The sequence below is a fragment of the Mycolicibacterium sp. HS_4_1 genome, assembly GCF_054515875.1.
Window position 1 is genome coordinate 3,403,983 of sequence record NZ_CM137261.1, and the last position, 12,627, is coordinate 3,416,609.

Below are 12,627 nucleotides of genomic sequence, written 5' to 3' on the forward strand. Positions count from 1 at the left end.
GTTCACGCTAGCGGATCAGCGTCGTCGAGCAGCGACCACCGATCCAATGCTGCGCGTGCCGTGTCGTCGCCGGCCGCGATACGCATCCGCCCGTTGGGAGTACCGGCCCACAGGGCGCCGGCCGTCGCCCGGACCACCGACAGATCGTCACCGACAGATTCACCGGTGGCGTGCACGGTGACGGTGACTCCATTGCCGGACACCTCGACCCGCCACGCGGGGTGTGGCCCGACCCGCAGTACGTCTGCCGACGTGGTCAGCGAGCGCAGATCAGGCGCCAGGTACCCGGGACGCTCCGCGGGAATGGCATGCACCATGTCGGCCGCGCTGCTCACCCCGGTCAGCACCATCAGGCTCGGCAGACCGGCGGCATTCGCCCCCGCAATGTCGGTATCGAGCCTGTCCCCGACAACCAGCGGCGATTCGTACCGGCCGCGTGCCAGGGCGTCGTTCATCAGCGTCGGCTGCGGCTTACCGGCGACCTGCGGGACCTGTTCGGTGGCGGTCTGCAGCGCGGCGACCATCGAACCATTCCCCGGCAGCAGTCCACGCTCCGACGGCAGCGTCTTGTCGCTGTTCGCCGCGACCCAAAGGCCACCGGCCCGGATGGTCAGCGCCGCCTCGGCCAGATCAGCCCAAGCGGTCTGCGGCGAATGGCCCTGCACGACAGCGACCGGGCCGTCGGTGAACTGCCGCACCGGCTGCAGGCCGACGCCCGCGACCTCAGCAGCCAGCGCATCGGTCCCGATGACAAGCACCTTCGCTCCTGCAGGAAGCTGCAGCGCCAACAGGTGTGCCGCACTCTGGGCACTGGTCACCACATCGTCGGCAAGCGCGGAAAACCCGAGCGCGTCCAGGTGATCAGCCACCTCGGCCGGGCTTCGTGACGCGTTGTTGGTGACGTAGAGCTTGCGCGACGTCACCGCGGCAAGGGCGTCCACCGCTCCTTCCGTGGCCTCATGACCACGGAAGACCGTACCGTCGAGATCCAGGAGCAGACAGTCGTGCAGCTGAGCCAGCGTCGTCACGTCAGCCCAATTCGGCGACGCGGTCCTCGGCGTCCGTGACGCCTTCCAGATCCGCGGCCGCGGCATGCAGGAACCACTGGAGTGCGTCGTTGGTGCGGTCGAGGGCCAGCAGCGTCTCGGCGTACACATAGAACAACCGTGCCGCGGTCTGGCCCGTTCGCGTGGAATCCAGCGGCGGGTTCTGCAACAACGCGAGAGCCTGGGCTGGCTGGCCGAGATCGCACCGCGCACCGGCGAGGACGATCTTCAGCTCATCGGCGTCGTCACCAGTGAGCTGCTCCGCCTCGGGGCTGCGCCCCAGTTCGATGGCGCGCTCCGGACGGCCGACGCCGCGCTCGCAGTCGGCGATGAGGGCCAACAGCGGCGACTTGCTTCCCATCCGCCGCGCAGCACGCAGTTCGGAAAGCGCCTGCGCCCAGTCACCACAGTGATAGGCCGCGATACCCACGGCTTCCCGGATCGCAGCGATACGCGAAGCCCGGTGCCGTGCCGCACGTGCGTGCTCGAGCGCCGCTTCCGGATCTTCGTCGAGCAGGTCGCCGGCCATGACCAGGTGCTTGGCCACGTAGTCGGCGGTCGCCTTGTCGAGGGTCGTCAGCTCACGACGCACCTCGGGCGACAGCTGCTTGGCTTCGACGTCATCGGGCAGCCTGGGACCAGAGGACTGATCCGACGTTGTCGCAGCGTCGCGGGACTGAGGCGGCCGACCGTTCCGATCGGCGCCGGGCCGCCTGGGCGCTTGCGTGCGGTCGCGCTGAGGCCGCTGTCCCCGCCGTGCGTCGCCGTCGTCTCTGCGCGAGGGGCGACGATCGCCGCCCTGCCTGTTGTCGACCACTGGAACCTTTCCTACGAAATCTCAGGTCAGAATACGGCCCGACCCGTCGCTGGCCGAACTTTGCCCGCGAAACGCGCCAGCTGGGCACGGGTACCGAACCAATCGATAGCCGGCCCAGGGTCATTTCCGCGCCGAGAAATAGAAATTCCTCAAATAGAATCACCCCCCACATAAATGTGGGGGGTGATTCCTAATTTGTGTTCGGCGGTGTCCTACTTTTCCGCCCGTGTAGGGCAGTATCATCGGCGCTGGCAGGCTTAGCTTCCGGGTTCGGGATGGGACCGGGCGTTTCCCTGCCGCTGTTGCCGCCGTAACTCTATTTAATTACGCCTCCACCGGGTGTTATTTGGTGGTGGGGTGTGGTCTGTTCGACTCGTATGTGGGTTGTGGTTGCGGGCACGATTGATGTGCAATGTTCTTCGTCTTGTTTTACACACGATTGGTTTTTTTGGGTGTGTGTAAGTTTTCGGCCGGTTAGTGCCAGTTCCCTAAACCCATTGCTGGGTGTGCAGGTCTGGTCTATCGATCCCGTGGTCTGCGGGGGGCCTTATCCCTCTAAAAGGGTGAGAAACCTGGTCTTGGAAGAGGTTTCCCGCTTAGATGCTTTCAGCGGTTATCCTGTCCGAACGTAGCTATCCAGCGGTGCCCCTGGTGGGACAACTGGTAGACCAGAGGTTCGTCCGTCCCGGTCCTCTCGTACTAGGGACAGGTTTCCTCAAGTTTCTGACGCGCGCGGCGGATAGAGACCGAACTGTCTCACGACGTTCTAAACCCAGCTCGCGTGCCGCTTTAATGGGCGAACAGCCCAACCCTTGGGACCTGCTCCAGCCCCAGGATGCGACGAGCCGACATCGAGGTGCCAAACCATCCCGTCGATATGGACTCTTGGGGAAGATCAGCCTGTTATCCCCGGGGTACCTTTTATCCGTTGAGCGACACCCCTTCCACTCGGGGGTGCCGGATCACTAGTCCCGACTTTCGTCCCTGCTCGACTTGTAGGTCTCGCAGTCAAGCTCCCTTGTGCACTTACACTCAACACCTGATTGCCGTCCAGGTTGAGGGAACCTTTGGGCGCCTCCGTTACATTTTAGGAGGCAACCGCCCCAGTTAAACTACCCACCAGGCACTGTCCCTGGACCGGATATACGGTCCGAAGTTAGAAGCCCAATACGATCAGAGTGGTATTTCAACAACGACTCCACACACACTGGCGTGTGCGCTTCACAGTCTCCCACCTATCCTACACAAACCGTACCGAACTCCAATACCAAGTTGTAGTGAAGGTCCCGGGGTCTTTTCGTCCTGCCGCGCGTAACGAGCATCTTTACTCGTAGTGCAATTTCGCCGAGTCTATGGTTGAGACAGTTGAGAAGTCGTTACGCCATTCGTGCAGGTCGGAACTTACCCGACAAGGAATTTCGCTACCTTAGGATGGTTATAGTTACCACCGCCGTTTACTGGGGCTTAAATTCTCCGCTTCACCCCCGAAGGAGTTAACAGGTCCTCTTAACCTTCCAGCACCGGGCAGGCGTCAGTCCGTATACATCGTCTTGCGACTTCGCACGGACCTGTGTTTTTAGTAAACAGTCGCTTCTCACTGGTTTGTGCCACCCCCTCCCGCTACCCACCGCAAGGGTGTTGACGGTATGGAGGTCCCCCTTCTCCCGAAGTTACGGGGGTATTTTGCCGAGTTCCTTAACCATAGTTAACTCGTACGCCTTAGTATTCTCTACCTGACCACCTGTGTTGGTTTGGGGTACGGGCCATGTGTGCACTCGCTAGAGGTTTTTCTTGGCAGCATAGGATCACCGAATTCGCCTCACTCGGCTATGCATCACCTCTCAGACATATGAACGACGGATTTGCCTATCGTTCGTCCTACAGGCTTACCCCGGTATTACCACTGACCGGTACGGCTACCTTCCTGCGTCACCCCATCGCTTGACTACTACCCACCAGGGTCCCACGCAGCCGGCAACACGTGATCCCCGAAAGGATCATCACGTGCCATTTGGATGGTTAGCACAATGGATTCATCACGGACGCACACACACGGGTACGGGAATATCAACCCGTTGTCCATCGACTACGCCTGTCGGCCTCGCCTTAGGTCCCGACTCACCCTGGGCGGACTGGCCTGCCCCAGGAACCCTTGGTCTTTCGGCGGGCAAGGTTCTCACTTGCCTATTCGCTACTCATGCCTGCATTCTCACTCCCACACCCTCCACAGCTCCATCACTAGGCTGCTTCACTGGATGCAGGACGCTCCCCTACCCATCCTTGCGGATGCCGCGACTTCGGCGGTGTGCTTGAGCCCCGCTACATTATCGGCGCACAATCACTTGACCAGTGAGCTATTACGCACTCTTTCAAGGGTGGCTGCTTCTAAGCCAACCTCCTGGTTGTCTTCGCGACTGCACATCCTTTTCCACTTAGCACACGCTTAGGGGCCTTAGTCGGCGATCTGGGCTGTTTCCCTCTCGACGCACGGAGCTTATCCCCCGCCGTCTCACTGCCACGCTTTTGTCTTACCGGCATTCGGAGTTTGGCTGACGTCAGTAACCTGGTGAGGCCCATCGGCCATCCAGTAGCTCTACCTCCGGCAAGAAACACGCAACGCTGCACCTAAATGCATTTCGGGGAGAACCAGCTATCACGGAGTTTGATTGGCCTTTCACCCCTACCCACAACTCATCCCCTCAGTCTTCAACCTAAGTGGGTTCGGGCCTCCACGCGGTCTTACCCGCGCTTCACCCTGGCCATGGGTAGATCACTCCGCTTCGGGTCCAGAACATGCCACTACACCCTTACGGGATACGCCCTATTCAGACTCGCTTTCGCTACGGCTACCCCCCACGGGTTAACCTCGCGACATGTCCCTGACTCGCAGGCTCATTCTTCAAAAGGCACGCCATCACCCCACGTAAACGAGGGCTCTGACGGATTGTAGGCACACGGTTTCAGGTACTATTTCACTCCCCTCCCGGGGTACTTTTCACCATTCCCTCACGGTACTAATCCGCTATCGGTCATCAGAAGGTATTTAGGCTTACCGAGTGGTCTCGGCAGATTCACAGCAGATTTCACGGGCCCGCTGCTACTCGGGAACACCATCAAGGCAGACATCGGGTTTTCACGTACGGGACTCTCACCCTCTACGGCAGGCCATCCCAAGCCACTTCCGTTAACCACGACATTTTTTTACTGCCCTCCAGCCAGGTAGAACTGGAAAGATAGGTCCCACAACCCCGCACACACAACCCCTACCCGGTATCACATGCATACGGTTTAGCCTCATCCGCTTTCGCTCGCCACTACTCACGGAATCACAATTGTTTTCTCTTCCTACGGGTACTGAGATGTTTCACTTCCCCGCGTTACCTCCCACACCCTATATATTCAGGCGTGGGTAACACGACATAACTCGTGCTGGGTTTCCCCATTCGGACATCCTCGGATCAACGCTCGGTTGGCAGCTCCCCGAGGCTTATCGCAGCCTCCTACGTCCTTCATCGGCCTCTGATGCCAAGGCATCCACCATGCGCCCTTAAACACTTACGACACAAAAAACCAATTGAAAACAAGAATCAAAATTGCACATCAACACACACAGAACAAGCAACCCAGAAACCGAAGCCTCCGGGCACCAATTCAGCGCGCATTAGATGCTCGCAACCACTATCCACGAATCAAACACCACACCCCACCACCAAAACCGGTGAGGCAACAACAACCCCCACCACCCCCAACGGGATGATGTCCCCCACCCCAAAGGGCGGAAGCGAACGGGCCTGTTGTCTCAGGACCCAACAGTGTGTCTGGCAATTCTTTCGATCAACGTGTCATCCCAGCTGATCAGCGTTCGTTGTCATATGCACCCGCCGGACAAGCCCACTACAGGCGCCGGCGACAATCCCAACCATGAACCCCGACACTGTTGCCGGCATGGGGGAAAACCCCGAAGGGCATGTAAATGGTGCTCCTTAGAAAGGAGGTGATCCAGCCGCACCTTCCGGTACGGCTACCTTGTTACGACTTCGTCCCAATCGCCGATCCCACCTTCGACGGCTCCCTCCACAAGGGTTAGGCCACCGGCTTCGGGTGTTACCGACTTTCATGACGTGACGGGCGGTGTGTACAAGGCCCGGGAACGTATTCACCGCAGCGTTGCTGATCTGCGATTACTAGCGACTCCAACTTCACGGGGTCGAGTTGCAGACCCCGATCCGAACTGAGACCGGCTTTCAAGGGATTCGCTCCACCTCACGGATTCGCAGCCCTTTGTACCGGCCATTGTAGCATGTGTGAAGCCCTGGACATAAGGGGCATGATGACTTGACGTCATCCCCACCTTCCTCCGAGTTGACCCCGGCAGTCTCTTACGAGTCCCCGCCATAACGCGCTGGCAACATAAGATAGGGGTTGCGCTCGTTGCGGGACTTAACCCAACATCTCACGACACGAGCTGACGACAGCCATGCACCACCTGCACACAGGCCACAAAGGAACTGATATCTCTACCAGCGTCCTGTGCATGTCAAACCCAGGTAAGGTTCTTCGCGTTGCATCGAATTAATCCACATGCTCCGCCGCTTGTGCGGGCCCCCGTCAATTTCTTTGAGTTTTAGCCTTGCGGCCGTACTCCCCAGGCGGGGTACTTAATGCGTTAGCTACGGCACGGATCCCAAGGAAGGAACCCACACCTAGTACCCACCGTTTACGGCGTGGACTACCAGGGTATCTAATCCTGTTCGCTCCCCACGCTTTCGCTCCTCAGCGTCAGTTACTGCCCAGAGACCCGCCTTCGCCACCGGTGTTCCTCCTGATATCTGCGCATTCCACCGCTACACCAGGAATTCCAGTCTCCCCTGCAGTACTCTAGTCTGCCCGTATCGCCCGCACGCCCACAGTTAAGCTGTGAGTTTTCACGAACAACGCGACAAACCACCTACGAGCTCTTTACGCCCAGTAATTCCGGACAACGCTCGGACCCTACGTATTACCGCGGCTGCTGGCACGTAGTTGGCCGGTCCTTCTTCTATAGGTACCGTCACTTGCGCTTCGTCCCTATTGAAAGAGGTTTACAACCCGAAGGCCGTCATCCCTCACGCGGCGTCGCTGCATCAGGCTTGCGCCCATTGTGCAATATTCCCCACTGCTGCCTCCCGTAGGAGTCTGGGCCGTATCTCAGTCCCAGTGTGGCCGGTCACCCTCTCAGGCCGGCTACCCGTCGTCGCCTTGGTAGGCCATTACCCCACCAACAAGCTGATAGGCCGCGGGCCCATCCCACACCGCAAAAGCTTTCCACCACACACCATGAAGCATGCGGTCATATTCGGTATTAGACCCAGTTTCCCAGGCTTATCCCAAAGTGCAGGGCAGATCACCCACGTGTTACTCACCCGTTCGCCACTCGAGTACCCCGAAGGGCCTTTCCGTTCGACTTGCATGTGTTAAGCACGCCGCCAGCGTTCGTCCTGAGCCAGAATCAAACTCTCCAAACAAAAACTACCCATCCACAGACAGGCCGAATTCGAATCAGAAAAATCCGATCACAAACAAAAGACACCAAACAAACTGGCATCAAAAAAACAACCACACCCCACAAACGGGAAAACACGAGGCATGGTCAAAAAACAACAAACAAAAACCACCAAACACACTATTGAGTTCTCAAACAACACGCCCGGCCTGACCGCGCAACAAACCCGCGGCTAAAAGCCGCGGTCCGTGGTGCGGGCAGTGAGGAACTCCCAACTTAATGGGTGTTACTCTCGGATTTGGTCTTCGCTCTCCGGCGCTTGTCCGTGTCGCTCTGACCTGGAATAAGTTACGGCAGGGCTAACAGCGAGTCAAATCGCCAGGTCAGCAGGTCGTTTCGCCTGGTCAGAGGGATCATCACTCCCGGCCAGACCCGGTAACCCGCCGAACCCCCGCGATGTGGCGCTTGCCACGCCGCAACACCAGCCAGCGCTCACCGAGAAAGTCCGTCGGCTGTGGTACCCACTCGTCGCTTTCCACCCGTGCGTTGTTCACGTAAACGCCACCTTCGGCGACAGTGCGGCGCGCTTCCCCACGACTCTTGGACAGCCCGGTCGCAACCAACAGGTCGGTGATCCCGTCGGGACCACCCGGCGCCAGCTCCGCGACCTGGCCATTACTGGCCTCGGTCAGTGCCGCCGACAGCGTCGACTCATCGAGATCGGCAAGTTCGGCGCGGCCGAACAGGGCCTGACTGGCCAACTCGACCGCGTCGGTCGCGGCCTGGCCATGCACCAACGTGGTCAATTCCCGGGCCAGGCGACGTTGGGCAGCTCGTTCGTGGGGACGCTCCGCCGTTGCGGTCGCCAGCTCGGTGAGTTCGTCGGCGGACAGGAAGGTGAACCAGCACAGGTACTTGGCGACATCAGCGTCGGCCGTGTTCACGAAGTACTGGTACCAGGCATATGGGCTGGTCAGCTCCGGGTCGAGCCACAGATTGCCGCCACCGGTCGACTTGCCGAACTTCTTGCCGTCGGCCGAGGTGACCAGCGGAACCGTCAGCGCATGTGTGGTCGCACCCAACTTCTGGCGCACCAGACGGACGCCGGCGATGATGTTTCCCCACTGGTCGGAGCCACCGATCTGCAGGCTGCAACCGTGCTTCTTGTGCAGTTCGACGAAGTCGTTGGCCTGCAGCAACATGTAGCTGAATTCGGTGTACGAGATGCCCTCGCCCTCGAGTCGCCGTCTGATGGTGTCGCGGTCGAGCATGACGTTGACCGAAAAGTGTTTGCCCACGTCACGCAGGAATTCGATGGCCGACATCGGGCCGGTCCAGGACAAGTTGTTCTCGACGATCGCGCCGTTGCCGGAGTCGTTGAACTCGACGAATCGCTCCAGCTGGCCACGGATCCGGTCAGCCCAGTCGGCGACGGTATCGGCGGTGTTCATGGTCCGCTCGCCGGTGTCCCGAGGATCGCCGATCAGGCCGGTCGCGCCACCGGCCAGCACGATGGGACGGTGCCCGGCCTGCTGGAATCGCCGCAGCGTGAGCAGGGGAACCAGGTGGCCGGCGTGCAGGCTGGGCGCGGTCGGATCGAAGCCGGCATACACGGTGAGCGGTCCATCCGTGGTCGCCGCGGCGAGCGCTTCGCGGTCGGTCGATTGCGCGATCAGCCCGCGCCAGTCCAGTTCATCGAGGATGCCAGTACTCACGATGTTGATCTTCCCCTATTGCAGGTCACCGGCTGCCATCAGTCGCTGGCACCCGATACGGGCGCCCGGGGACTGCGCCGGTAGTTCGACACCTCCGGGGTTCCCGGCGACCAGAACCGCCACGGCCGGTCGGCGGCCTGGCTGACACCTACTCGCGGCCCGGCACTCCCCTCCTGCGGCGCATTCAACACCAGCCGGACCGGAGATCGATGGTCCATGAGGTCAATGCCGTTGTCTGCCAGAGTGATTCCGAGCGCTTCACACAGATTTCCCGGCCCACGGGCGAGCGTGGCAGGCATGACGCCCGCACGTCTGCGCCCCTCGGCGACAACACCGCCGCCGACGACGCGGGCCGCCCGGAGCAACACGGCACCCGCCACCCCGTCGGTACCGCAGACGACGTTGGCGCACACGTGAATTCCGTGACTGCGGTAGGTGTACAGGTGGCCGGCCGGACCGAACATCACTGCGCTTCTGGGCGTCGGACCACGGAACGAGTGCGCTGCCGCGTCCGGCCAGGGCCCCGACGGCGGCCCGCCGTAGGCTTCGACCTCCACCACGGTGGCAATCACGTCGCGGCCATACAACGTGGCGCCGAGCAGGCGTCGGGCCGCGGTGACCGGATCGACGGCGAGTTGCTCGACGCTCATGGCCCGCCATTCTGCCCGGTCCAGGACCGCCATTGACATGTCCACGCCGCGAGCGGATTATTCACCACATCATGAGTTCATCGTTTGATGAATTAACACACCGCGCCTATGACGTGGCGATTCGGGTTGACAACCTGACCGTCGTACGCGGTAGGCGAGGCGCGATCGACGATGTATCACTGCAGGTACGGCGCGGCAGCATCACCGGACTGCTCGGCCCGTCGGGCTGCGGCAAGACCACTCTGATGCGCGCCGTCGTGGGTACCCAGATCATCACGAAGGGCGCGGTCACCGTGCTCGGGAAGCCCGCCGGCTCAGCAGAACTGCGCCGCCGTGTCGGCTACGTGACCCAGGACCCGACGGTCTACAACGACCTACGCGTCATCGACAACGTCCGGTATTTCGCCGCACTGACGGGCGCCGGCAAGGCCGCCGCCGACGACGCGATCGCCGCCGTTGGACTGCAGGACCACCGAAACGAGCTGTGCGGCAACATGTCTGGTGGTCAGCGGACGCGGGCGTCGTTGGCCTGTGCGCTGGTGTCCCAACCCGACCTGCTGGTCCTCGACGAACCGACCGTCGGCCTGGACCCGGTGCTGCGTGTCGACCTATGGGAGCAATTCGACCGACTGGCCCGCGGCGGCACCACGCTGCTGGTCTCCAGCCATGTGATGGACGAGGCCGACCACTGCGGCGACCTGCTGCTGATGCGCGAAGGACGGCTGCTGGACCACACCACGCCCACCCGACTACGAGAGGACACCGGATGTTCATCGCTGGAGGAAGCGTTTCTGACCATCATCCGGCGCAGCACCGCAGCCAGAGCCGGTTGACTCTGCGGCCCTACCTGGCCACCACCGCCCGCATCCTGCGCCAGCTCGGCGCCGATCATCGCAGCATGGCCATGATCCTGGTGGTGCCGAGCGCCGTCATCACCTTGATGTACTTCATGTTCGACGATCTGCCGCACCGCCCCGGCACACTGTCCCCGTTCAACAACGCCTGCCTGATCCTGCTCGGCCTCTTCCCGCTGATCGTGATGTTCCTGATCACCTCGATAACCATGCAGCGCGAACGGGTTTCAGGGACCTTGGAACGGATTCTGACCACTCCCCTGCGTCGGCTGGATCTGCTGGCCGCCTACGGCTCGGCGTTCTCCGTCGCCGCTGCCGCCCAGGCGACGCTGGCCTGCCTGGTGTCGTTCTGGTTCCTGGGATTCGACACCGCGGGCAGCCCCGCACTGGTCTTCCTGATTGCGATCATCAACGCCGTGCTCGGTGTCGGACTGGGATTGCTGTGCAGTGCCTTCGCGCGGACCGAATTCCAGGCCGTGCAGTTCATGCCGCTGGTGATCGTGCCGCAATTGTTGTTGTGCGGCATCATCGTTCCTCGCGACGTGCTGCCCGACTGGCTACGGTGAATCAGTGACGCATTGCCCGCAACCTACGCGCTCGACGCACTCCAAGAGGTGGCCGACCACGCCGAAATCACCGGCACGACGATGCGCGACATCGTCATCGTGATCGCGTTCGCCGTCGTCACCATGTGCCTGGCCGCCGCGACCCTGCGCCGTCGGACGCCATGACTGCCACGGAGCCGCGGCCCCGCCGCAAGCCGCCGGGCCGTCCCACCGGGCCGTCCGACACCAAGGACACGATCCTGACGTGCGCGCGGAATCTGTTCGCCTGCAACGGTTTCAACAACACATCGGTGCGCGCGATCGCCGCCGCGGCGAATGTCGACGCCGCGCTGGTACATCACTACTTCGGGACCAAGCAGCAGCTCTTCGCCGCGGCGGTGCACATTCCCGTCGACCCACAGCTGGTGCTGGGCCCCCTGCGAAGCACCCCCATCGATGAACTCGGCCACACGCTGCCGTCACTGCTGCTCCCGATCTGGGACTCAGAACTCGGCATCGGATTCATCGCGGCGCTGCGCTCGATGCTGGCCGGCGACGAGGTCAACCTCATGCGCATCTTCCTGGAAGACGTCATCACCACCGAAGTCGGTGCCCGCGTCGACAATCCGCCGGGCACAGGACGAATCAGGGTGCAGTTCGTGGCATCCCAGCTGATCGGCGTCGTGATGGCCCGCTACATCCTGGAACTGGAGCCGTTCAGATCGCTTCCGGTGCACCAGATCGTCGAAACGATCGGCCCGAATCTGCAGCGCTATCTGACCGGCGATCTGCCGGCGCCGAGCTAGCTCCGGGCAGCGTCGATCAGTCGCTGATGTTCGGCGTCGTCGGTGACGTCGACCGCCTCGTCGATCAGCAGCACCGGTACCCCACCGTCGATCCGGTAGGCCCGGCGCAACCGCGGGTTGTACAGGCATTCCTCCCCGACCAGCAGCAGTTCACCCCGGTCCTGCGGGCACGCCAGGATCGCGCGCAACGCTTCGTCGATCATCGTGCGTCAGCCACCCAACGGAATCTGCGAGCCACCGGTACCCGGCACGATGCCGGGCGGCAAGCCACCGGGGCCACCGATGACGATCGGGCTCTGCGGCTTCACGCCGGCGGCCCGTGCCTGGTTGCGCTTCTGGAACTTGACGGTGTCCTGCAACGCGTGGATCAGCGGCACCTGGTTGGGACGCTGGTCCAGCGCCGCCTCGATATCGGCGAGGTTGCCCTTCGAGGGACCGAAGCCCTGGGCGCGCAGCTTGAGCGCCGTGCGAAGCAAGTTCGAGAGGTCACCGCCACTGGAACCGATGTCGTACTGGGCATCGAGGTCGTCGAGGACGTCGGCGTGCGCAGCCGCGGGAGTGATCATCACACCGGCAGCCAGAGCTCCCGCCAGAATCGCGCCGGCAACACCGTGCCGGCGACGGCTGGTGTGTGACGTCATGCGTCCTCCATTCGGGTACCTGCGCAGACGGCGCGTGCTCCGTCCGGCAAACCGCAGCCTAACAGCGCCGA

Annotated in this window: 8 protein-coding genes, 3 rRNA genes and 1 pseudogene; 3 read left to right on the forward strand and 9 right to left on the reverse strand. The window is 61.8% G+C overall.

The genetic code is table 11. The features are described from left to right. Window positions 1-2: 2 nt before the first annotated feature. From ACX12F_RS16315 to ACX12F_RS16345, 7 genes are all read right to left on the reverse strand, one after another. Complete coding sequence (locus tag ACX12F_RS16315) at window positions 3-1,028, reverse strand: HAD-IIA family hydrolase (protein WP_459365586.1); 1,026 nt, start codon at window positions 1,026-1,028, stop codon at window positions 3-5. A 1-nt stretch (window position 1,029) separates the two neighbouring features. Further along, window positions 1,030-1,863, reverse strand: coding sequence for a tetratricopeptide repeat protein (locus tag ACX12F_RS16320; protein ID WP_459365587.1), 834 nt, complete (start codon window positions 1,861-1,863; stop codon window positions 1,030-1,032). Between the two features lie 199 nt (window positions 1,864-2,062). Next, window positions 2,063-2,176 (reverse strand): 5S ribosomal RNA (rrf, locus tag ACX12F_RS16325). Window positions 2,177-2,317: 141 nt separating this feature from the next. Continuing rightward, window positions 2,318-5,424, reverse strand: a 23S ribosomal RNA gene (locus tag ACX12F_RS16330). 426 nt (window positions 5,425-5,850) lie between these two features. Next, window positions 5,851-7,367: ribosomal RNA gene (locus ACX12F_RS16335) — 16S ribosomal RNA — on the reverse strand. The 16S, 23S and 5S rRNA genes sit together here, the layout of an rRNA operon. Window positions 7,368-7,761: 394 nt before the next feature. Continuing rightward, complete coding sequence (tyrS, locus tag ACX12F_RS16340; protein ID WP_459365588.1) at window positions 7,762-9,060, reverse strand: tyrosine--tRNA ligase; 1,299 nt, start codon at window positions 9,058-9,060, stop codon at window positions 7,762-7,764. Between the two features lie 38 nt (window positions 9,061-9,098). Next, a complete protein-coding gene (locus tag ACX12F_RS16345; RefSeq protein ID WP_459365589.1) occupies window positions 9,099-9,710 on the reverse strand; it encodes a DNA-3-methyladenine glycosylase in 612 nt (203 codons plus the stop codon). Window positions 9,711-9,778: 68 nt separating this feature from the next. On the opposite strand from ACX12F_RS16345, the gene ACX12F_RS16350 reads away from it, so the two are divergent. From ACX12F_RS16350 to ACX12F_RS16360, 3 genes and pseudogenes are all read left to right on the forward strand, one after another. After that, entirely contained in the window at window positions 9,779-10,543 is a 765-nt protein-coding gene (locus ACX12F_RS16350; RefSeq protein WP_459370380.1) for an ABC transporter ATP-binding protein, read from the forward strand. Next, window positions 10,477-11,295, forward strand: a pseudogene (locus ACX12F_RS16355) (ABC transporter permease). Before ACX12F_RS16350 ends, ACX12F_RS16355 begins: the two are co-directional and overlap by 67 nt. Further along, a complete protein-coding gene (locus ACX12F_RS16360; RefSeq protein ID WP_459365590.1) occupies window positions 11,292-11,915 on the forward strand; it encodes a TetR/AcrR family transcriptional regulator in 624 nt (207 codons plus the stop codon). The pseudogene ACX12F_RS16355 and the gene ACX12F_RS16360 overlap by 4 nt, the downstream one beginning before the upstream one ends. On the opposite strand, the gene ACX12F_RS16365 is transcribed toward ACX12F_RS16360, so the two are convergent. Then, entirely contained in the window at window positions 11,912-12,118 is a 207-nt protein-coding gene (locus ACX12F_RS16365) for a Trm112 family protein (RefSeq protein ID WP_459365591.1), read from the reverse strand. The two genes, ACX12F_RS16360 and ACX12F_RS16365, sit on opposite strands and share 4 nt — an antisense overlap. A gap of 6 nt (window positions 12,119-12,124) precedes the next feature. Beyond that, window positions 12,125-12,556, reverse strand: coding sequence for a hypothetical protein (locus tag ACX12F_RS16370; RefSeq protein WP_459365592.1), 432 nt, complete (start codon window positions 12,554-12,556; stop codon window positions 12,125-12,127). Window positions 12,557-12,627 lie beyond the last annotated feature (71 nt).

Coding starts and splice junctions, on each gene's coding strand:
- ACX12F_RS16345 (WP_459365589.1), bottom strand. CDS start 9,710: ATGAGCGTCGAGCAACTCGCCGTCGATCCGGTCACCGCGGCCCGACGC.
- ACX12F_RS16360 (WP_459365590.1), top strand. CDS start 11,292: ATGACTGCCACGGAGCCGCGGCCCCGCCGCAAGCCGCCGGGCCGTCCC.
- ACX12F_RS16365 (WP_459365591.1), bottom strand. CDS start 12,118: ATGATCGACGAAGCGTTGCGCGCGATCCTGGCGTGCCCGCAGGACCGG.
- ACX12F_RS16370 (WP_459365592.1), bottom strand. CDS start 12,556: ATGACGTCACACACCAGCCGTCGCCGGCACGGTGTTGCCGGCGCGATT.